This is a genomic window from Devosia soli (assembly GCF_000970455.1).
GTDB lineage: Bacteria > Pseudomonadota > Alphaproteobacteria > Rhizobiales > Devosiaceae > Devosia > Devosia soli.
Window position 1 is genome coordinate 439,085 of the sequence record NZ_LAJG01000014.1, and the last position, 21,924, is coordinate 461,008.

The window sequence follows — 21,924 nt, forward strand, 5'->3', positions numbered from 1 at the left end:
GACTGCTCATGCCGGCTCATACTTGAGAAACAGGGTCGCAAGCGGCGGCAGGAACAGTTCGACCTCGGCTGGCAGATGCCGGCCCTCGACTGGATATGCCGTCACCGCACCCTGGTTCCCGGTATTGCCGCCGGCATACCAGCCAGCGTCCGTATTGATGCGTTCAACCCAGCGCCCCGTCAGGGGCACCGGAATTTTATAGCCGCTGCGTGGCACCGGCGTGAAATTGGAAACAACCAGAACCGGATCGGCGCCCTCGGCCTTGCGGAGCCAGGCGGTTACCGAATTGGTGTGGTCATTACCGATGAGCCATTCGAAGCCATCAGGTTCGCAATCGCGCTCATGCAGGGCCGGCAGGCTACGATAGGCCGCGTTGAGGTCGGCCATCAGCCGGCGCATGCCCTCGTGTGGCGCGGAATCGAGCAGCCACCAGTCAAGGCTGCGGCTCTCGGACCACTCTTCGCGCTGCGCGAATTCCTGGCCCATGAACAAAAGCTTTTTGCCTGGATGTCCCCACATGAACGCGAGATACGCCCGAAGATTGGCGAACTGCTGCCAATCGTCGCCCGGCATCTTCGAGAGCAGTGCACCTTTGCCATGCACCACTTCGTCATGGCTCAGCGGCAAGACGAAGTTCTCGCTGAATGCATAGACGAGCCCAAAGGTCAGGTCGTGGTGGTGATAGCGCCGATGTATCGAATTGCGGCTCATGAAACGCAATGTGTCGTTCATGAAACCCATGTTCCACTTGAACCCGAAACCAAGCCCGCCGGTATAGGTTGGCTGGCTGACGCCTGGCCACGAGGTGGATTCTTCGGCGATCATGAAGGCGCCCGGGAATTGCCGGTACACCTCGGCATTGACGCGCTGCAAAAACGCTACAGCCTCGAGATTTTCATTGCCGCCATGCTGGTTGGGCACCCACTGCCCCGGCTGGCGGGAATAATCGAGGTAGAGCATCGAAGCCACGGCATCGACGCGCAGCCCGTCGATATGGAAGACTTCGAACCAATAAAGCGCGCTATTGGTCAGGAAGGCCGCAACTTCCTTGCGGCCGAAATTATAAATAGCGGTGTTCCAATCCGGGTGGAAACCCTGACGCGGATCGGCATGCTCGTAGAGCGCCGTGCCATCGAAATAGGACAAGCCGAAATCATCGGTGGGGAAATGGGCGGGCACCCAGTCAAGGATCACGCCGAGCCCGGCCTCGTGTGCGGCATTGACGAGCCGCGCAAAGCCAGCCGGATCGCCGAACCGTGCCGTCGGCGCGAATAGCCCCGTCGGCTGGTAACCCCAGCTGGGATCGAAGGGATGCTCGGTAATCGGCATGAATTCGAGATGCGTATAGCCCATATCGGCCGCATAGGGGACGAGCTGTTCGGCTAGCTGGTCGTAGGTCAGGAACGAGCCATCTGGCCGGCGCCGCCACGATCCAAGATGCACTTCGTAGATCGACATGGGTGTGCGCCGCCAATCCTTGGTGGCACGCTCTTCCATGTAGCGTGCGTCGGTCCAGGTGAATGGCGTCGGATCGGGCACGACGGAAGCGGAGCGCGGGCGCAATTCTGCCTGCCGTGCCAACGGATCGGCCTTGAGCGGCAGCACTTTCCCGTCCGGGCCGACGATCTCGTATTTGTAGATCGTGCCGGTACCGAGCACTGGGATGAACACCTCCCAGATGCCGTTGCGGTTGCGCATCGGGTGACGCCGACCGTCCCACTGGTTGAATGGTCCGACGACCGACACGCGCAGCGCATTTGGTGCCCAGACGGCAAAGTGGGTCCCGTGAATGCCCTCGAATTCCATCTCGTGCGCGCCGAGCTTGTCGAAGAGGCGCAGATGCGTGCCTTCGCCAAGGTAATAATCGTCAAGCGGCCCAAGCACCGGCCCGAACGAATAGGGGTCGAACACGTCCCACTCGCCGCCGGCATTGTGCGCGTGGAAGCGGATCGGCTGACGTTCTGAAACTTCAACCTTTCCTTCGAAGAAACCAGCGCCGTGCCGCGGATAAAGCGGGCCGAGCGACTCGCCCGACAGTGTGAAAGCCTCGACCGATTCCGCATGCGGAATGAATGCGCGCAGCGCCCAATGCCCGCCTACTTCGTGCAACCCGAGGATTCCGAAGGCGTCCCCGTGGCGCCCGGCCACGATGTTCTCCACGTCTCGGCTCTCGGCCTGCCAGATTTCTTTATTCAAGCCCAATCCCCCATGACCTGCCGATTCAATGCTCGGCGGTCTGTAACTCGGAAGGCGGCAGTTCGATCCAACCCCGGACCGCCGCCTATCCCATTAAGCGGTCGGCACGTTCCATATATCGGCAGCATATTGCCGGATCGTACGATCCGACGAGAAAAAGCCCACGCTGGCAGTGTTTCGGATTGCCATCGCGTCCCATTTGGGCCGGTTGGTCCAGATCTTGTCCACCGTCTCCTGCGCCGCCCAATAGGCGTCGAAGTCGCGCGCCACCATGAACCAGTCATGATCGTATAGGCCGCCGATCAGATCGCGATAGCGGTTCGGATCGTCAGGCGAAAACACACCGGACGAGATCGCCTCGAGCGCTTCACGCAGCCTCGGGGATTGATCGATCGCCGACCGCGGCACTTCGCTACGTCCGCGCTTTTCGGCCACTTCCTCGGTCGTCAGCCCGAAGATGACAATATTATCTGCGCCCACTTCCTTGTGCATTTCGACATTGGCACCATCCATCGTGCCGATGGTCAGGGCGCCATTGGCCATGAACTTCATGTTGCCCGTGCCCGAAGCCTCCATGCCGGCCGTCGAAATCTGCTCGGACAGGTCCGCTGCCGGCACGATCGTCTCGGCCAGCGATACGTTGTAATTGGGCAGGAACACCACCTTGAGCATGCCGCGCACGGCCGGATCGTGATTGATGACCCGCGCGACGTCATTGATCAGCTTGATGATCAGCTTGGCGTTCCAATAGCTCGGCGCCGCCTTGCCTGCGAAAATCTTGACGCGCGGCACCCAGTTCTTTTCCGGATGCGCGCGGATTTCGTCATAAAGCGCGACAGCATGGATGATGTTGAGCAGCTGCCGCTTGTATTCGTGGATGCGCTTGATCTGCACGTCAAAGAGCGCATCGGGCGAAACGGCGATGTTGAGCCGATCCTTCATCAGTCTGACCAGCCGCTCTTTATTGGCATGCTTGACCGCCGCGAATTGCTTTTGGAAGCCAGGATCCTCCGCATGCGGCGTCAGCCCGTGCAGCTTGTCGATATTGTCGAGGAACTCTGGCCCGATTCGTTCGCTGATCAGCCGCGTCAGCCCCGGATTGCACTGCATCAGCCAGCGTCGTGGCGTGATGCCATTGGTCTTGTTGTTGATGCGCTCGGGATAAAGCTTGTGCAGATCGGCAAACACCGTCTGCTTCATCAGCTCGGTATGCAGCGCCGAAACCCCATTGATCGAGTGCGAACCGGCAAAGGCCAGTTGCCCCATGCGAACGCGGCGCCCGCCATGTTCGTCGATCAGCGACACAGCCGCCACCTGCTGGTCTGTGAAATTGGCGCGGCTCCGCGCCTCGGCCAGCACATCGGCATTGATCTGGTAGATGATCTGCATGTGACGCGGCAGCAGCCGTTCGAGCAGCGCCACCGGCCAGCTTTCGAGCGCCTCGGGCAGCAGCGTGTGGTTGGTATAACCGAAGGTGCCCTTGGTCAGCTTCCACGCATCGGCCCACTTGACGCCATTGTCATCGACGAGGATGCGCATGAGTTCGGCAACGGAGATCGCCGGATGAGTGTCGTTGAGCTGGATCGCGACCTTATCCGGCAGCGAGCCGAGATCTCCATATTGCTGGAGATGGCGCCGAACGATGTCCTGCAGCGAAGCCGAGGAGAAGAAAAACTCCTGCCGCAGCCGCAGTTCCTGCCCGGCCGGAGTTGAATCGGCCGGGTAAAGAACCCGCGTAATCGCTTCTGCCTTCGAGCTTTCTTCGAGCGCGCCGATATGATCGCCCGAATTGAACTTGTCGAGCAGGATCGGGTCGATCGGCTGCGCGCTCCAGAGCCGCAGCGTATTCACCCGCGCCCCGCGCCAGCCGACGATCGGCGTATCATAGGCGACCGCCAGCAGATGCTCGTTCGGCCGCCATTCCTGCCGCACGGTACCATCAGGATCGTTAATTGGCTCCACCTGTCCGCCAAATCCAACCTCATAGGCGCTTTCGCGGCGCTCGAATTCCCAGGGATTACCATGGGCGAGCCAGTCTTCCGGCAATTCGACCTGCCAGCCTTCGCTCATTTCCTGGCGGAAAAGGCCGTGGACATAGCGGATGCCATAGCCATAGGCCGGAATTTTCACCGAGGACATGGATTCAAGAAAGCATGCGGCCAGACGGCCGAGACCGCCATTGCCAAGCGCGGCATCGGGCTCGAGATTGATCAGGTCGCCGAGATCGACGTTCAGGTTTTTGAGCGCCTGCTGCACCGGCTCCATCAGCCCGACATTGCTCATCGCATCGCGCATCAGGCGACCGATCAGAAATTCGAGGCTGAGATAATAGACACGCTTGTTCGAGGTTCGCCAAGTTTCGCGCGAACTTTCCATCCAGCGATCCATGACGCGATCCCGCACGGCTAGAATCGTCGCGCGCAACCAGTCATGCTGGCCGGCAACGATCGGGTCCTTGCCGACGGAATAGATCAGGCGTTCGAGAATCTCCGCCTGTAGAGCCTCAACGGTGGTCGCACGGGGCTCGGGTGTTGGAGCATCGTAGACGATCGGTTTTTGCGGCATATCGCAATCCAGTTTTCATGACGATGTTCCCCTCTAGAAGCTTCACTCTTGCACTTAATTTGTGCATCGGAAAGCCCCCTTCATGAGGAGGATTAAGGACTTGTCGCCGGAGCCGAACGGGCCACCGCAGCTTCCGCGCTGTCTTCGGATATGTTGATGCCGCTTTCGCGCGCCTGCTCCTGCGCATTGCTGATGAGCAGGCGGCTGAGATTGCGCCAATCTTCGCCACCAAGCTGCAGCTCGAAACGCTGCCGATCGCGATCGCGCACGCCTTCCAGAACTTCGGCGGTCTCGTCCTCGCTCGAGCCCAGCATGCTGATCGCAGTCCCGCCAAACAGCACCGCCGATTCGAAAGTTTCGCGCACTTGGAATTCAACGCCCGTCTGCAGCAGCTCGATGCCGTGCGAACGATCGAACGCCCGTGCCATCACCCGCGCCAGCGGAAACTCGTCCCGCAGCAGTTCGGCAATGCGCGTCGTCTGCGCCCGGTCGTCGGTACAGATGAGGATCAGATCGGCCGTATGCGCGCCCGCAGCGCGCAAGATGTCGAGCCTCGTGCCGTCGCCGTAATAAACCTTGAACCCGATCTGCGCGGCGGCGCGGATCATGTCCGTGTCATTGTCGATGATCGAAACCGAATGGCGCAGCGCCAGAAGCGGCTGGCTGGCGATCTGGCCGAACCGCCCAAACCCGATAATCAGGACGCGGCCGGTCAGCCCGTCGGCTTCCTCGACGCCGTCCATCGATTCCACCCGTTTGGGCATGAACCGCCGCATGACAATGAGCGCGAACGGCGTCAGCACCATCGAAATGATGACGGTAGCGGTAAAAATAGCATTGGTTGGACCGTCGATGATCCCGGCAGATACGGCGGTGGTGTAAAGCACGAAAGCAAATTCGCCGCCCTGCCCCATCAGCACTGCGCGCTCCAGCGCCTCGCCGTGATCGGACCGTAGGAGCCGCGCAATCACATAGATCGCGACCCCCTTGACCAGCATGAATGCCACGACGCTGATGGCGATGACCTGCCAACTCTGTGCAACCGTGTGCAGATCGAGCGACATGCCGACGGCAAGGAAAAAGAGGCCCAGCAGCAGCCCACGAAATGGCTCGACGTCTGCTTCGAGCTGATGCCGGAAGGTCGAGGTCGACAGAAGCACGCCAGCAAGAAACGCTCCCATCGCCATCGAGAGACCCGAAACCTGGAACAGCAATGCCGCACCCAAGACGACAAGCAGCGCCGCTGCGGTCATGACTTCACGCACCTTGGCCGAGGCCAGAAGCGCGAAGAACGGGTTCATCACGCGCCGCCCGAGCACGATGAGCAGCAGGATGGCGCCCAGCGCGCCGGCAAAGCCGATGACGCGCGTGAAAATCGACTGATCCTCCGCCGCCGGCGCCAAAAGCGCCACGACCGCAAGGAGTGGGACGATGGCGAGGTCTTCGAGCAGAAGCACCGAAACGATCTTCTGCCCGCCCTCGGAAGAAAGCTCGCCGCGCTCGCCGAGGATCTGCATGACGATGGCTGTCGAGGTCAGCACAAAGCCCATTCCGAAAATAAAGGCCACTGCCGGCGCAAACCCCAGCGCAACGCCCACCAGCGTCAGTAACGCGCCGCAACTGACGACCTGGATGACGCCAAGTCCGAAAATCTGCTTCCGCAGCGCCCAGAGCCGCGACGGCTCCATTTCGAGCCCAATAATGAAGAGAAACATCACGACGCCGAGTTCGGCGAGATGCAGCACCGAGGAAGGATCGGAAATTAGCCCGATGCCGGATGGTCCGAGCAAGAGACCCGCAGCCAGATACCCAAGAACTGAACCTAGCCCGATGCGCTTGAAAATGGGGACCGCGATGACGCCTGCCGCCAACAAGGCGACCACAGGCACAAGATCGACAGTGCCGTGCGCAACCTCTGCGGCGTGTGCAACAGCCTCACCAGCCATGATTCGTCCCCCTGGTATGCCGATCGGGGCGACACTGTTCGGTCAGGCGAGCTGCGTCAAGGCAAGGCGCTGCAACCCAGATCAGCGCAGAGGTGACTAGCCGGACGCCTCGACGCCCGTCGGAGCCGTACCCTCGGGGGGTTCCATGCGCTCCTGCTTGCGCTTTTCGTTGCTGTCGGCGTCGTCTTCGCGCTGCTCCCTGATGACCTGCGCGGCATTGGCCAAAACCACCTCGCGCTCGGACATATAGGGCGTGCGCAGAACTGGCCGCTTGGGCTGCACAGGCTTGCTCGGCAAGGTGTGGGTGAGGATCGAGGTGGCGATCAGCAAGGTCGGCACCGCAACAAGCCCCCCGACCGGCCCCCAGGCCCAGAGCCAGAAGGTGATCGACAAGAAAATAATGAACGGGTTGAGCGTCATCGTCCGGCCGATGAAATGCGGCGTGATGATCTGCCCTTCGATGAAATTGATGCCCAAATAGCAAAGTGTGGGCAAGAGGATCGCCTGGACGCTCGTCTGTGTGCCGAGACCCACGGCGAGGAGGATCACGATCATCGTCCCCTGCCCGACATAAGGGATATAATTGAGCACGGCCGCAAGCGCGCCCCACAGCACCGGTGACGGCATGCCGATGGCCCACATTGCGATCGTCACCGCAATGCCGACGCACACGTTGATAAAGGTGATCGATAAGAGGAAACGGCTGACCTTCGATTCGACATCGCGGAACACATGCGCCGTCCGCCAACGCATCCGGCGGGTCACACAAAGCGAGAGCACCGAAATACGAATATGGTCTCGCGTCGCGACGAAGAAATAGAGACTCGCAAGAAAGATAAGGACCTGGGCCAAAAGCGCCGGGGCGATCATGGCAATGTTCGCCATCGCCGATCCATCCTCGACGCTGACACTCATCGCGCTGTCGCTGCCAAGCAGTTCGCTCATCTGCGTCTGAAGCTGCGAGAAGGTCTCGAGCGGCCCACGGAGATTGGCCAGCTGATCCTGAAGCTTATCCCAGATTAACGGACCACGCGCGATCCACTCGCTGAGTGGCAGCGCAAACACCATGATACCGATGGCGATAATGCTCAACAACAGCAGCACGACCACGGCTGCCGAGAGCGCCGGCGGAATACCAAAATGCTCGAGCCGATCGGCGACCGGTCCGAACATCAGCCCGACGACGATCGCAAGTGTCACTGGCGCAAGGAAAACCTGCCCGACCTGCAGCACGAAGAGCATGACGACGACGCCGATAGCGACGACGGAAACGCGGGCGGCATTGTTGAGAACGCGCTCAAACTGACTTTCGTTCATATCTTCCGAGGTCGTCGAGCGGAGGCGCATGGTGGCTTTCTAAAGAAAGGACGCTTTGTCGTTAACGTGCGGCCGAACCGAGCGTTCCGCCATGCGAAACGCTGTCGACCGAAGCCCGTGGTACAGCTAATCTCCCGCCGCTTATTTCCTTGAAGGACCCGCCATGCCGCGCAAGATTATCATCGACACCGACCCTGGACAGGACGATGCCGTCGCCATTCTCCTGGCGCTGGCGTCTCCGGAGGATTTCGAAGTTCTAGGTATCGTTGCAGTGGCCGGCAATGTCGGCCTTCATCACAACGCCACCAATGCGCGTAAGATCGTCGAGCTCGCCGGCCGCCCCGATATTCCCGTTTATGCCGGCTGCTCCCGCCCGATGCGCCGCACCCTCGTCACGGCCGAACACGTCCATGGAGACACGGGCCTCAACGGTCCCGATCTGCCCGCCCCGAAAATCGAACTTCAGCCGCAGCACGGCGTCGATTACATCATCGAAACGCTGATGCAGGCCGAGCCGAAAACGATCACGCTCTGCACGCTTGGGCCGCTGACCAATATCGGCATGGCGCTCGTCAAGGAGCCCGGAATCGCCGAACGCGTCGCCGAGATCGTCCTGATGGGTGGCGCCTATTTCGAGGTCGGCAACATCACCCCCGCCGCCGAATTCAACATCTACGTGGACCCCGACGCCGCCGACATCGTCTTCAGAAGCGGCGTCAAGCTCACTGTGTTGCCGCTTGACGTGACGCATCAGATGCAGTCGACGCCTGCCCGTCTCAATGCCTTCAAGGCGCTGGGCAACAAGTCCGGGCAGGCTGTCTATGAAATGCTAAGCTTTTCCGAAGGGTTCGATCTCAAGAAATACGGCTGGGAAGGCGCGCCGCTGCACGATCCGACCGTCATGGCCTACCTGATCGACCCAACTATTTTCGAAGGCCGCGATTGCAACGTGACCATCGAAAACGCCAGCGAACTCACCATCGGCATGACCGTCACAGACTATTGGCACGTCACCGACAAACCGAAGAACGCCACCTATATCCGCTCCGGCAATGCCGATCGGTTCTTTCACCTGCTCACGGAACGGCTGGCGCGCCTGCCCTGATCAACGACAACCCGCGCCTCCTCCGACCAGGGGGAGGCTAGGTCGATGCCAGCCTCACCTCTCGCGTGATCCCAATATTGTCGAGAAACACCTGATCGTGGCTGATCACCAGCAGCGCTCCGTCATAGGCTCGTAAGCCCGCCTCGATCTTTTCGATCGCCTCCACATCGAGGTGATTGGTCGGCTCGTCGAGCACCAGCAACATCGGCGGCGTCTTCCCGCCCACGGCACAGGCAAGCCCTGCCCGCAGTATTTCGCCGCCGCTCAATGTCCCTACGCGCTGCAGTGCCGCATCGGCCCGAAACCCGAACGCGGCCAGGAGAGACCGGCAATCGTTCTCCGAGCTGTCGGGATTGAGCCACCGGAAGTTTTCGACGATGCTTTCGTCTCGGTTGAGCAGCCCAACCTGCTGATCGAGCAGCGCCATCGGCCCACCGAGCTGCACCGAGCCGGAAAAGGGCGCCAACTGCCCCGTCAGAAGCTTGATCAGCGTTGTCTTGCCAACACCGTTTGGTCCCGTCACCGCCACCCGCTCGGGTCCGATCATCTCAAGATCGAATGTCGTGATCGTCGGCGCTGCTTCATCATACCCGCCCGTCAGGGCATTGGCCCGCAACACCACCTTTCCCGGTGGCAGGTTGCTGGGAGACAGCTTGACCGAAAACGGCGTCAAGACTTCAATCTTGGCTCGCGCCTCAGCGGCCTGCTCCTCTGCTGCGCCGGCCATTTTTTCGGCCAGCGTATCGAGCCCGCCCGCCGTCTCTTCCGCTCGCCGCTTGAGCCCGCCGAGCATGATTTTCGGCATATCTCCCTTCGCCGCCTTCCGGCGACCCCCGGCATCGCGCTGTGCCTGCTTCTCCCGCGCCTCCTGCGCCTTTCGCGCCACTTCCCGCACCTGCCGTTCCGCCACATCGCAATCGTGTTCTGCGGCCTGCAGCTCCATTGCCTTCCGTTGCCGATAATGGCTCCAGCCCCCGCCATAGACATTGGCGCCGAGCGTCGTCAGCTCGACAATCCCATCAACCTTTTCGAGCAAGTGCCTGTCGTGACTCACGACAATGGCGGCGCCGCGCCAGCCGGCAAGCAGTTCGGCCACAGCAACGCGTCCCTCGGTATCGAGATTGTTGGTCGGCTCGTCGAGCAGGATCAGGTCGGGCTCGGCAAACGCTAAGGCAGCCAGAGCCGCGCGCGTGCGCTGCCCACCCGAAAGCGTTGCGAGAGACGTCTCGGGCGTCACCGGCAGCCCCAGCGCAGCCAGCGCTTCCTCGAGCCGCGCCTCAAGCGTCCAGTCCGCTTCAGCCAGTTCGTCGACGCTCGCTTGACCAGCGATTGCCTTGGCCAGAAGCGCCAGCCCATCGCGCACGCCGAAGAGATCGGCGATCGTGTCGCCCTCGCCTGGCTGCACCAGCTGTCGCAAGACGCCGATCCGGCCCGTGCCGCTGATCGAGCCGCTCGATGGCGTCAGTTCGCCGGCAATCAGACGCAACAGTGTCGTCTTGCCCACGCCGTTGCGCCCCACAAGGCCTGTGCGGCCCGGACCAAAGGTCAGATCGAGATTAGAAAAGAGTTTGTGGCCATCAGGGCCGGTATAAGAAAGACGCGAAATCGTAATGGAAATGGGCATGGATACAAGTGTCTCCAAGGGCAAGGCAGGTCGGCATTGCGTTGGAGAAGCATTCCATCAGGCACCATCCGGTCGAGTTGCGATAGGGCGTAAAATAGCGCGAAAGCCTCTGGCGTCAACCGCCCACTGGTCAATCCCGGGGCCGCGGAGTAGTGTCCGGCCACGTATCGGGACTGCGCCATGGACCTTTTCACTCTCGCCACCTTCACTTTCGCCTATGCCATCGCCGTACTCGTGCCCGGCCCCGGCGTCGCGGCTGTGGTCGCCCGGGCGTTGGGTGGCGGCTTCAAGGGCGCCTTCCCCATGGTTCTCGGCATTCTGGCCGGCGATCTCGTCTATTTCGTCTTTGCGGTCTTCGGCCTTGCAGCCATCGCCACCTGGTTTGGCCCGATCTTCGTGATCATCCGTTGGGCCGGCGCCGCCTATCTCCTCTACATCGCCTGGAAGTTCTGGACCGCAAAGCCCGGTGCCGAGCAGATGAAGCCCAGGAACGAAGACGCCCTCAAGACCTTCCTTGCCGGCTTCTCGCTGACCATGGGCAACCCCAAGACCATCGTCTTCTACCTCGCCATCCTGCCCACCGTCATATCGCTCGACCAGATGAACCCGCTCGCCTTTGTCGAGCTGACCGCCATCGTGGTCGTCGTCCTCCTCATCATCGGTTGCGGCTATGCCTGGCTTGCCTCCGCCGCGCGCGAAATGTTCCGCAGCGAAAAGGCGCTCGGCCGCCTCAACAAGACAGCGGGCGCCATGATGGCTACCGCAGCGGGCCTCGTCGTCCTGCAGCATTAAAGGGCGGCTAACCATTTGCTGGCAGGGTTTTGCAATGGCGACCAGCATCAGCACCATCTCTCAGATGTCTCGTTATGAGCAGATGAAGTACTACCGCGAAAAGCGGAAGGCAGCGCTCGCCCAGGTCCAATCCATGAGCGGCCAGGCGAATGGCCTCGTCTCCGTCAAGATCTCCGAAGCCCAAGGCATGGGCAACCTCGCCGCCAAAATCGCCTATCAACGCGGCATCAAGAAAACTGCCTAAGCCGGCTTGTTGGCGTTTAATGTGCGCAACAGCGGCGAAAGCTCTACCGGTGGCTTCTGTTCTATACGCCGATAAATTCGGCCGTCGGTTGTCCGAACGGCATAGCCCAGCGACACCAGCGCACGACGTAGCAGGGCATGATCGCCAAAGCTCGCCCATCGATTGAGCAGCGCCTTCATTTCCGCGTCCGAGTAAGCCCGGCCGGCCTCCATCCGGCTCCAAAGTGCCCAAAGGCAGAGCGGCTGCAAACTATTCTTGGCCGGCCACCGCATCAAAACCCCCTGCCGGTCGAAATGCCGCACAACTCTTTCGATCAGCTCCGCATCAGCTTTGGGCGCCTCGACACGGCGCTCCCGCTCCGTAGCAATCACGCTCGTCGCCCGGAAATGCTGGTAGTTCTTGAAACCGGCAGCGCGAGAAAGGAGATTGAGCATCTCCACATGTCCCAGCGGCGCCTGACGGGCAGCCAAGGCACCGCGCAAGCTGCGCGCGAATCCGGATAGATCTGTTATGGTCAAAGGATGAAGCGTTCTTGACATGTCATATCCTGCACATGCCTCAACTGCCCTTGGCGGCAGTGTCGATGGTCACCGGCTTTCGACGAGGCACAAGGATAAACCTGTCTCGACTTGTCTTGGCAGGTTTAGCATCCCAATTGGGACGGTGACGCCTCGGTGAGCTGCAGACCGGTGCTTTGCAATACCGCGCCTCGTCAAACCGCACAAGCCATTCTTGAACCCCCTTTGACACGCGCGCTCTGCCTGCTAAGAGGCACGCACGGGCCTATAGCTCAATGGTTAGAGCCGACCGCTCATAACGGTCTGGTTCCAGGTTCGAGTCCTGGTGGGCCCACCAAAATCGGAAGGGGCTGGCCGATCGGTGGCCGGCCCCTTTTTTACCGGTCCCGAAAATCCTGCAAAGAGTCGCCCCGCCTTTGGAACTTCGCCGATCACGGCACGTTGATCAGCGCCATTACGAGGGACATTCCATGGGCATTATCTGGACCATCATCATCGGTTTCATCGCTGGCGTAGTCGCCAAGTTCATCATGCCGGGTGATAACGAACCGCGCGGCTTTATCCTGACGACAATCCTGGGCATTGTCGGCGCCGTTATCGCCACATATCTCGGCCAGGCCCTTGGCTGGTATGCACCGGGCGAAGGCGCGGGCTTCATCGGCGCCGTGGTCGGCGCGATCATCATTCTTTTCGTCTGGGGCCTGATCGCCCGCCGTCGCTAAATCGATCGATTGAACGAAAATAGGCCATTCCCGTAAATTTCGGGAATGGCCTATTTCTCTTTCCGGGCAAGATGCTTGCGGCCAGCATGCGTCAGTTCCGGACCGCCCTCTTTTTGCTCGATCAGCGCCATCGAAATAAGCTTGGCAAAGTGCTGCGGATCGACTTTGCTCGGTTGATCCAGCGATCCGAACCGCGCCAGCGTTTCGAGTTCATCATCTGTCAGCGAATAATCAGCCATCGGTAAACCCCGGTTTCTGTCGCCGCTCAACAGCCGGCTCGATGCTTTGGTTGCGCAAAACTGGCGTTCGCCAAACTCACATTCCCTTCCCAAACGACAGCGAACGTCCGGACGCAACCTTGCCCAGGTCATGGCGTTTTGAGCCAAGCTCACCAGCCTTGCGCATGCGTTATCTTCGCAATGCATCGTCGAGCCTGCCTCTCGGGAAAGAAACACCATGCTCATAGCCCTGACTGCCCTCGTCCTCGCCGCCATCGGGATCGTGCTGGGAGGGTTGGGCGCGTGGCTCGTCACGCTGGGCGGCTCTTGGTATTATCTGATTACCGGCATCGCCTTTCTCGTCACCGCCTATCTTCTCTTCCGCCGTAAGGCCGAAGCCCTCTGGGTCTATTCCGCCATTCTTGTCGGCTCCATCATCTGGGCTATCTGGGAAGTCGGTTTCGACTGGTGGCAATTGGGGGCGCGCGGCGGCGTCATCGTCGTCCTCGGCCTCTGGCTATGGATGCCCTTCATCCGCAACAAGCTTCACGATGGCCGGCGTGCTGCCGGACTGATCCTCGCTGTCAGCAATGTTCTCGCCATCGTCGTCGCCGTCTATGCCATGACGCAGGACCCGCAGGACATTTCGGGCACGTTGAACACCGAACAGGTCGCGGCCAATCCCGATCTCGGCGCCGATTTCGATGATGGTGACTGGCAGCAATATGGCCGCACCAATTACGGCCAGCGCTATTCGCCGCTCGATCAGATCACCACCGAAAATGTCGCGAGCCTTATCCCTGCCTGGACCTATCAGACAGGCGACGTGAAGCTCCCCCAGGATGTTGGCGAAACGACTTATCAGGTCACGCCGATCAAGGTCGGCGATACGCTCTACATCTGCACGCCCCATAATCTTGCGATCGCCCTCGATGCCAGGACCGGCACAGAAAAATGGCGCTTCGACGCCAATTCCGGCCTCAACCCGGATCGGCAGCATCAGACCTGCCGCGGCGTGACCTATTGGGCCGATCCGGCAGCAGCACCGGGAAGTGCCTGCGCCGCCCGTGTTTATCTGCCCACAGCGGATGCCCGTCTCATCGCTCTGGACGCCGCCAATGGCGAAATCTGCACGAGCTTCGCCGATGGCGGTACACTGCGCCTCGAAGCCGGGATGCAATATTCTCCGGCCGGCTACTACTATTCGACCTCCCCGCCTGTCGCGGTCGATGGCAAGTTGATCATTGGGGGCGCGGTCAACGACAATTACTCGACGCGATCACAGTCTGGCGTCATCCGCGCCTTCGACGCGCTGACCGGCGCATTGGTCTGGAATTGGGATTCGGGCAATCCGACAGAAACTGCCCCGATCGATATCGCGGGGGGAGAAACCTATACGACCAACTCGCCCAACTCGTGGTCGGTCTTCTCCGTCGATCCGGCGCTCGGTCTTGTCTACGTGCCGCTCGGCAATCAAGTGCCCGATCAGATCGGCATCGGCCGCAGCGAAAGTGTCGAGAAATACTCCTCGTCCATCGTCGCCCTCGACATAGCGACCGGCCAGGACCGCTGGGTCCAGCAGTTCGTCCACCACGACCTTTGGGACATGGACGTCCCGGCCCAACCCGTGCTTCTCGATCTGACTGGCGCGGATGGACAACCGGTACCGGCTCTCGTCGGCCCGACCAAGCAGGGCGATATCTATGTGCTCGACCGCAGAACCGGCACGCCCATCCTGCCTATTACCGAAGAGCCGGCCCCGCAGGGCGCCATCGAGGGTGATTTCACGGCCCCCACCCAACCGACCTCGGCGCTGAGCTTCAAGCCTGAGACGCTGCAAGAGAAGGATATGTGGGGCATTACCATGTTCGATCAGTTGATGTGCCGCATCTCGCTTCATCAACATCGCTACGAAGGTCGATACACCCCGCCATCGCTTGAGGGCACCATTGTTTACCCAGGAAACTTTGGCACCTTCAATTGGGGCTCTGTCGCCGTCGATCCGGAGCGTCAGGTCATGTTCGGCATGCCGACCTACCTAGCCTTCACTTCTCGCCTCGTGCCGGCCGATCAGATCCCGCCCAAGGGTGAAGACGAAAAGGCCAGCGAACAGGGCCTCAATCGCAATGACGGCGCTCCCTACGGCGTCTTCATGGGTCCGTTCCTCAGCCCGCTTGGTGTTCCCTGCCAGGCGCCCGGCTGGGGCTTCGTCGCCGGCGCCGATCTGCGCACCGGCGAAATCGCCTATAAGCACCGCAACGGCACCGTCCGTGACATGACACCATTGCCCCTGCCCTTTAAGGTTGGCGTCCCCGGCATCGGCGGCCCGATCATCACCAAGGGAGGGGTCGCCTTCCTCGGCGCTGCAGTCGATGATTTCTTTCGGGCCTATGACCTGACGACGGGCAAGCAGCTTTGGGAAGCACGCCTTCCCGCTGGCGGTCAGTCGACGCCGATGACCTATACGGTTGATGGCAAGCAATATGTGGTCATCGTCGCCGGCGGCCACGGCTCGATCGGCACCAAGCCAGGCGATTATGTCCTCGCTTACACTCTTCCCTGAACCAAAAGGGACAAACCTTTACGCGGCCGTAGTTCTTTTCATAGGACTGATGGCCGCGGCACCACTGTCGGGCCTTCCCCCCGCGCGAAAGCGTCTTTATAAAAACTTTATACGCTCAAGTTGGGGTTGGAACGCTGCCGGGAATCGCACCTGACATCGCATTGGGATTTTTGTGTGCGCTGCCCTTTTTGGCCTGCGTGCTCGCTTTTGTCTTCCAGGCTCGCTTTCAGCATGGCGCCTTCACCCTCACTGGCACTGTCTCGGGGCTGTTGTTTGTCCTCACCATCCTGCTGTTCCCGCAGGTGGTCGAAGCTGGCGCGCTCGTTTACCGCATCGGTTGGATTCCCGAACTAGGGCTCAATCTGACGATCCGCATGGATGGCCTCGCCTGGCTCTTCTGCGTCCTCATCACCTTCATCGGCTTCCTCGTCGTGCTTTACGCACGATATTATATGTCGCCCAAGGATCGAATTGCCCGGTTCTACGCGCTGCTCCTGGCCTTTATGGGCTCGATGCTTGGCCTGGTGCTGGCCGGCAACCTCATCCAGCTCGCCATTTTCTGGGAAATGACGAGCCTCGTGTCCTTCCTGCTCATTGGCTATTGGTATCACCGCAGCGATGCACGCGATGGCGCCCGCATGGCCTTGATCGTTACCGGCATGGGCGGGCTGGCGCTTTTCGTTGCCATGGTTCTCGTCGGCCATATCGTGGGCAGCTATGAGCTCGATGTGGTTCTCGCCTCGGGCAGCATGCTGGTCGAAAGCCCGCTATATCCCGTCACGCTCGTCCTGTTCCTTCTGGCTGCCTTTACCAAGAGCGCGCAGTTCCCCTTCCAGTTCTGGCTGCCAAACGCCATGACGGCGCCAACCCCGGTGTCGGCCTATCTTCACTCTGCTACCATGGTGAAGGCCGGCGTATTCCTTCTCACCCGCTTCTGGCCGGTGATGTCCGATTCCGAACTCTGGTTCGTCATCGTTACCTATGGGGGTTTGATCACGCTGATCTTCGGGGCAGCCGCCGCGCTCTTTCAGCGCGATCTCAAGGGGCTCCTTGCCTATTCCACCATCAGCCACCTCGGCCTCATCACCACCCTCCTCGGCATGGGCACGCCGCTGGCCGCCGTGGCCGCCATCTTCCACATCGCCAACCACGCGACTTTCAAGGCCTCGCTGTTCATGGCCGTGGGCATCATCGACCACGAGACCGGCACGCGCGATGTCCGCAAGCTGAGCGGTCTCCTCAAACTCATGCCGTTCACCGGCACCTTCGCCATCATCGCCAGCGCGGCTATGGCCGGGGTGCCACTGCTTAATGGCTTTCTTTCCAAGGAGATGTTTTTCACCGAGACGGCGGAATTCCATCCCAACGTCTTCGTCAACTATTCCCTGCCCATTGGCGCGACCATCGCCGGCATGCTCAGCGTCGCCTATTCGGTCAAGTTTGTGCACGGCGTCTTCTTCGGCCCGCCGCTCGCGCCGGGAGATAAAGTTCCGCACGAGCCGCCTGCGCTCATGCGGCGTCCGATGGAATTGCTGGTCATCCTCTGCCTCGCCGTCGGCATCATTCCCGGCATCACTATTGGCCCTTTCCTCGCCGAGGCAGTTACGGCGGTCCTGGGCCCCGAAAAGCCCTATTATAGCCTCTCGGTCTGGCACGGGTTCAATCTGCCGCTTTTGATGAGCGTTATCGCCCTTGTCGGCGGCGTCATCATCTACATTCCCTATTATCGTCAGTTGCGCGATATCGACGGCATTCCCTTCATCAACCGCTTGCGTGGCCAGCGCATCTTCGAGCGCCTCCTGCTCAACGCCACCAATCGCTGGGCCCGCGACTTCATCAAGATCTTCGGCACCCAGCGCCTTCAGCCGCAGATTTTTATCGTCGTTGCCTTTGCCCTGGCCGCCGGCGGTTTCGCCGGCTGGGCGCGCATGGGCAACCTGCCGCTCCCGAGCAGTTTTGATCCCGTCCTGGGCCTCGTCTGGCTCCTCGGCGGCATTTCTGCCATCGCGGCGGCGCAGCAGGCAAAGTTCCATCGCCTCGCCGCCATGATCCTGATGGGCGGCGCAGGACTTGCCACCTGCATCACCTTTGCCTGGCTTTCGGCGCCCGACCTTGCGCTCACCCAGCTGCTTGCCGAAATCGCCACCACGGTGCTGATCCTTCTCGGCCTGCGCTGGCTCCCCAAGCGCCTGCCCGTCGCTGACGACCTCACCGCCAAGGTCCGCTTCCGGCGCCTGCGCGACGTCACCCTCGCGCTTCTCGTCGGCATGGGCACTGCGCTCGCGAGCTACGCCATCATGACGCGCACCGCGCCCGAGGGCATTTCGGATTATTTCCTCAAGAACGCCTATAGCGAAGGCGGCGGCACCAATGTCGTCAATGTCATGCTGGTCGATTTCCGCGGCTTCGACACCATGGGCGAGATCACTGTCCTCGGCGTCGTCGCGCTGACGGTTTTCGGCCTCCTCCGCCGTTTCCGCCCCGCCGAAGACAGCGTCGGCCGACCCGAACAGCAGCGGCTCCTCGACAATGTCGATGGCGGCCAGCGCGTCGCCGACGATTTCCTCCGCATTCCAGCTCTCATCATGAGCTGGATGTTCCCGGTGGTCATCGTCATCGCCGTCTATATGCTGCTGCGCGGCCATGACCTCCCCGGTGGCGGTTTTGTCGCCGGCATCATCATGTCGCTGGCATTCATCCTCCAATACCTCGCCCACGGCACCCGATGGGTCGAAGACCGCCTTCGCATTCTTCCCATGCAGTGGATCGGCTGGGGGCTGCTTCTCGCTATGCTGACCGGCCTCGGTGCCGTCGTCCTCGGCTCGCCATTTCTCACCTCGGCCTTCACCTATGCCGACCTGCCGCTCATCGGCAAGGTGCCCATGGCGACGGCGCTGATCTTCGATCTCGGTGTCTTCGCCCTCGTTGTCGGCGCCACGGTCCTCATGCTCATCGCGCTTGCGCACCAATCCATCCGCCGTCCGCGGCCGGCCGGCGCCGCGCGGCCACGCCTGCGTGAGGAGACGACGAAATGGAATTGATCCTAGCCATCGCCATCGGCGTCCTCGCCGCCTCGGGCGTCTATCTCCTCCTCCGCCCGCGCACGTTCCAGGTCATCATCGGCCTTTCGCTTGTTTCATACGCGGTAAACCTCTTCATCCTCGCCATGGGCCGTCTGCGCATGGATGCCGCGCCCATCCTCGACCGCAGCGCCGTCAATCCTGGCGATTACACCGATCCAGTGCCCCAAGCATTGGTACTGACCGCAATCGTCATCGGCTTTGCCATGACAGCGCTGTTCCTCGTCGTCCTGCTCGCTGCCCGCGGCCTCACCGGCAATGACCATGTCGATGGAAGGCTTGATTGATGGCCGAACCGATGCACATGGCCATCCTGCCGATCCTGGTGCCAATGGCGGCCATGATCGCCAATCTCTTTTTCAACAATCTTCGCCTGGCTGATCGCAGCGTCTGGCTCGTGCGGCTCAACATCGCCTTCGGCCTTGCGCTGCTCGTGGTTGCGGTCGCGCTCCTTGTCATGCTCGAGCGCTTGGGTGGTAGCCTCGCCGTCGTCTATCCCCTCGGTAATTGGCCCGCACCCTTCGGCATCGTCCTCGTCGCCGATCGCCTGTCCGCCACCATGGTGTTGGTGACGTCGGTTCTCTCGCTCGCTGCATTGATCTTCGCGACCGCCCGCTGGCACGCCCGCGGCACCAATTTCTTTCCGCTGTTTCATGCCCTGACCATGGGCCTTAACGGCGCTTTCCTCACCGGCGATCTCTTCAACCTCTTCGTCTTCTTTGAGCTGCTCCTCGCCGCCTCCTATGGCCTCGCGCTCCATGGCGGCGGCCGCAACCGGGTCAAGGCAGCGCTCCACTACATCGCCATCAACCTCGTCGCCTCCTTCCTCTTTTTGATCGGCGTCGCCCTTATCTATGGCACGACGGGCACGCTCAACATGGCCGATATCGCCCGCGCCGTGCCCTTGATCGCCCCCGAGGATCGCGGCCTCTTCGATGCCGGCGCCGCCGTGCTCGGCGTCGCCTTCCTCATCAAGGCGGGCGCCTGGCCGTTGCATTTCTGGTTGCCCAACACCTATTCGGCAGCCGCGCCGCCGGTCGCCGCGCTCTTTGCGGTCATGACCAAGGTCGGCTTCTACGCCATCCTGCGGCTCTGGACGCTGGTCTTTGCCAATTCCTCCGGCCCCGAACTCGCCTTCGGCCAAGGTCTTCTGATGATCCTCGGCATCGCCACCATCGCTTTCGGCAGCATTGGCGCGCTTTCGAGCAAGGCGCTCGATCGCCTTGCGAGCTACCTCATCCTTGTTTCCGCCGGCACCCTGCTGCTCGCCGTTGGCTACAATGCGCCTGGCGTCACGAGCGGCGCGCTCTTTTACGTCGTCGTCGCCACCCTCGCAGCCGGCGCGCTTTTTCTTCTCAAGGACATCATCGACCAGATCCTGCCCGCCGAGGCCCAGGTTCTCGCCGTGTCGCTCGAAATCTACGGCGATGAGGATGAAAACCTCGACGACGATGAGGAAGTGAGCCGCACCGTTCCGGGCTCCGCCACCCTCGTCACCTGGTGCTTCGCTATCGCCGCTCTGATCATGGCCGGCCTGCCGCCGCTTTCGGGCTTCCTCTCCAAGTTCGCCATGATCGCCGCCGCGCTCGATGTCGAAGCCGCGAGCGCTGCCACCTGGTGGCTCATCGGCGCCATGATCGTCTCGGGCCTCTTCGTCCTCGTCGCGATGGTCCGCAATGGCATCAACATCTTCTGGACTTCCCTGCCCGATACCGACATTCCCCGCATCCCTACCGTCGAAATCGCGCCCATCGTCATGTTGCTCGCGCTCTGCGTTGCGCTCGCCTTCGCCGCCGGCCCAGCCATGGATTTCTTCACCGACACCGCCGCCTTCATCCACGCCCCCGGCGCCTATGTCAGCAGCGTCCTGACGGAACCGCCAACGCCATGATGAGACGCATCCTCCCCCATCCGATTCTTGCCGGTCTCCTCCTACTGCTCTGGCTTGTCCTTCAGCAGTCGGCCGGTTTCGGTCACATCCTTCTTGGCGCCCTCATCGCCGTCCTCGCTTCGCTCGCGGCCAATGCCGTCCTGCCCGAACCCGTCACCCTGAGGCGCCCCCTCAAACTCGTTCAGCTCTTTGCCATTGCCGGCCTCGATATCGTCCGGTCCAATTTTGCAGTGCTGACGGTTCTCCTCAGCCGCCGGCCAAACCCGACCTCCGGCTTCATCGAGATGAAGCTTGAGCTGACCAATCGCTTCGGCCTCGCCATTCTCGCCTGCCTGCTGACCGCGACGCCCGGCAGTGCCTGGCTCGAATACGATGGCGAGCGCAGCATCGTGCTGATCCACGTTTTCGATCTCAAGGACGAAGCCGAATGGGTCGCCACCATCAAGAAGCGCTATGAATCCCTGCTTCTGGAGATTTTCGAATGAGCCAGGCCATTCTCGATTGGAGCGTCCTCATCGCCCAGGTCATGCTCGGCGTCGGCATGCTGGCAACACTTTATCGCATGGTCGTCGGTCCGCGCGCTCAGGATCGTATCCTCGCCCTCGACGCCCTCTATGTCGTCGGCCTCCTGCTGCTCGTCACGGTCGGCATACGCACAGGTTCACAAATCTATTTCGAGCTCGCCATGCTCATGGGCCTTCTCGGCTTTGTCGGCACCGTCGCCCTCGCAAAATTCCTGTTCCGCGGCGAGGTGATAGAATGACCGAACTGCCACTCTGGCTCTCGATCCTTGTTTCGGCCGGTGTGCTGCTCGGCGCCCTCCTCACCATGGCCGGCTGCGTTGGCCTCGCGCGCCTGCGCGATTTTTACCTGCGCATCCATGCACCGACCATGGGCACCAGCATGGGCGGCGGCCTCATCCTCTTTGCCTCGGCGCTCTATTTCTCCGTCACCACCGGCCGCCTTGTCATCCACGAGGCCGTGATCTTCCTCTTCGTCAGCGTCACGACCCCCGTCACCCTGATGTTGCTCGCGCGCGCCACCGTTTTCCGCGATCGCGTCGAACTGCGCGGCAAGGAAGAACCGATCACCCCGCCGCCCGTTGATCGGGCCTGACGTTCGCATCCTTTTCTTGGGCGCGCT

18 protein-coding genes and 1 tRNA gene are annotated in these 21,924 nt (G+C 61.3%); 12 read left to right on the top strand and 7 right to left on the bottom strand.

The window, feature by feature from the left end; translation table 11 throughout:
• Positions 1-6 precede the first annotated feature (6 nt).
• From glgB to VW35_RS06200, 4 genes are all read right to left on the bottom strand, one after another.
• Complete coding sequence (gene glgB, locus VW35_RS06185) at positions 7-2,196, bottom strand: 1,4-alpha-glucan branching protein GlgB (RefSeq protein ID WP_244465839.1); 2,190 nt, start codon at positions 2,194-2,196, stop codon at positions 7-9.
• A gap of 93 nt (positions 2,197-2,289) precedes the next feature.
• Positions 2,290-4,761, bottom strand: coding sequence for a glycogen/starch/alpha-glucan phosphorylase (locus VW35_RS06190; RefSeq protein ID WP_046142099.1), 2,472 nt, complete (start codon positions 4,759-4,761; stop codon positions 2,290-2,292).
• Positions 4,762-4,853: 92 nt separating this feature from the next.
• A complete protein-coding gene (locus tag VW35_RS06195) occupies positions 4,854-6,707 on the bottom strand; it encodes a monovalent cation:proton antiporter-2 (CPA2) family protein (protein ID WP_046142100.1) in 1,854 nt (617 codons plus the stop codon).
• A 96-nt stretch (positions 6,708-6,803) separates the two neighbouring features.
• Complete coding sequence (locus VW35_RS06200; RefSeq protein WP_083982483.1) at positions 6,804-8,054, bottom strand: AI-2E family transporter; 1,251 nt, start codon at positions 8,052-8,054, stop codon at positions 6,804-6,806.
• A 133-nt stretch (positions 8,055-8,187) separates the two neighbouring features.
• On the opposite strand from VW35_RS06200, the gene VW35_RS06205 reads away from it, so the two are divergent.
• Positions 8,188-9,129 carry a nucleoside hydrolase gene (locus VW35_RS06205; protein WP_046142101.1) on the top strand — a complete coding sequence of 314 codons (942 nt, stop codon included), beginning with the start codon at positions 8,188-8,190 and terminating at the stop codon, positions 9,127-9,129.
• 37 nt (positions 9,130-9,166) lie between these two features.
• On the opposite strand, the gene VW35_RS06210 is transcribed toward VW35_RS06205, so the two are convergent.
• The gene (locus VW35_RS06210) at positions 9,167-10,753 is read right to left on the bottom strand and encodes an ABC-F family ATP-binding cassette domain-containing protein (RefSeq protein WP_046142102.1); all 1,587 of its coding nucleotides are present in this window, start codon (positions 10,751-10,753) and stop codon (positions 9,167-9,169) included.
• A 180-nt stretch (positions 10,754-10,933) separates the two neighbouring features.
• Here VW35_RS06210 and VW35_RS06215 point away from each other — a divergent pair, with 180 nt between their 5' ends.
• Positions 10,934-11,545: a LysE family translocator gene (locus VW35_RS06215; RefSeq protein ID WP_046142103.1), complete on the top strand. Its 612-nt coding sequence runs from the start codon at positions 10,934-10,936 to the stop codon at positions 11,543-11,545.
• Positions 11,546-11,579: 34 nt separating this feature from the next.
• On the top strand, positions 11,580-11,789 hold the full coding sequence (locus tag VW35_RS06220; protein WP_046142104.1) for a hypothetical protein: 210 nt from the start codon (positions 11,580-11,582) through the stop codon (positions 11,787-11,789).
• Here the strand turns inward: VW35_RS06220 and VW35_RS06225 are convergent.
• Entirely contained in the window at positions 11,786-12,223 is a 438-nt protein-coding gene (locus tag VW35_RS06225) for a DUF2087 domain-containing protein (protein WP_244465840.1), read from the bottom strand. The two genes, VW35_RS06220 and VW35_RS06225, sit on opposite strands and share 4 nt — an antisense overlap.
• Before the next feature lie 345 nt (positions 12,224-12,568).
• Here VW35_RS06225 and VW35_RS06230 point away from each other — a divergent pair.
• Both VW35_RS06230 and VW35_RS06235 read left to right on the top strand, forming a co-directional pair.
• Positions 12,569-12,644, top strand: a tRNA-Ile gene (locus VW35_RS06230).
• A gap of 133 nt (positions 12,645-12,777) precedes the next feature.
• Positions 12,778-13,029, top strand: a complete 252-nt coding sequence (locus VW35_RS06235) for a GlsB/YeaQ/YmgE family stress response membrane protein (protein ID WP_046142106.1) — start codon at positions 12,778-12,780, stop codon at positions 13,027-13,029.
• Positions 13,030-13,079: 50 nt separating this feature from the next.
• Here VW35_RS06235 and VW35_RS21260 read toward each other — a convergent pair whose 3' ends face one another.
• Positions 13,080-13,493, bottom strand: coding sequence for a hypothetical protein (locus VW35_RS21260; protein WP_152662501.1), 414 nt, complete (start codon positions 13,491-13,493; stop codon positions 13,080-13,082).
• Here VW35_RS21260 and VW35_RS06245 point away from each other — a divergent pair.
• The 7 genes from VW35_RS06245 to mnhG all read left to right on the top strand — a co-directional run bounded on the left by VW35_RS06245 (position 13,486) and on the right by mnhG (position 21,897).
• The gene (locus tag VW35_RS06245) at positions 13,486-15,810 is read left to right on the top strand and encodes a glucose/quinate/shikimate family membrane-bound PQQ-dependent dehydrogenase (RefSeq protein WP_046142108.1); all 2,325 of its coding nucleotides are present in this window, start codon (positions 13,486-13,488) and stop codon (positions 15,808-15,810) included. The two genes, VW35_RS21260 and VW35_RS06245, sit on opposite strands and share 8 nt — an antisense overlap.
• 143 nt (positions 15,811-15,953) lie before the next feature.
• A complete protein-coding gene (locus VW35_RS06250; RefSeq protein ID WP_046142109.1) occupies positions 15,954-18,851 on the top strand; it encodes a monovalent cation/H+ antiporter subunit A in 2,898 nt (965 codons plus the stop codon).
• On the top strand, positions 18,842-19,177 hold the full coding sequence (locus tag VW35_RS06255; protein ID WP_046142110.1) for a Na+/H+ antiporter subunit C: 336 nt from the start codon (positions 18,842-18,844) through the stop codon (positions 19,175-19,177). Before VW35_RS06250 ends, VW35_RS06255 begins: the two co-directional genes overlap by 10 nt.
• Entirely contained in the window at positions 19,177-20,781 is a 1,605-nt protein-coding gene (locus tag VW35_RS06260) for a monovalent cation/H+ antiporter subunit D (protein WP_046142111.1), read from the top strand. Before VW35_RS06255 ends, VW35_RS06260 begins: the two co-directional genes overlap by 1 nt.
• The gene (locus VW35_RS06265; RefSeq protein ID WP_052951540.1) at positions 20,778-21,266 is read left to right on the top strand and encodes a Na+/H+ antiporter subunit E; all 489 of its coding nucleotides are present in this window, start codon (positions 20,778-20,780) and stop codon (positions 21,264-21,266) included. The genes VW35_RS06260 and VW35_RS06265 overlap by 4 nt, the downstream gene beginning before the upstream one ends.
• Positions 21,263-21,544, top strand: coding sequence for a K+/H+ antiporter subunit F (locus VW35_RS06270; RefSeq protein ID WP_046142112.1), 282 nt, complete (start codon positions 21,263-21,265; stop codon positions 21,542-21,544). The genes VW35_RS06265 and VW35_RS06270 overlap by 4 nt, the downstream gene beginning before the upstream one ends.
• A complete protein-coding gene (gene mnhG / locus VW35_RS06275; RefSeq protein WP_046142113.1) occupies positions 21,541-21,897 on the top strand; it encodes a monovalent cation/H(+) antiporter subunit G in 357 nt (118 codons plus the stop codon). The genes VW35_RS06270 and mnhG overlap by 4 nt, the downstream gene beginning before the upstream one ends.
• Positions 21,898-21,924: the final 27 nt, after the last annotated feature.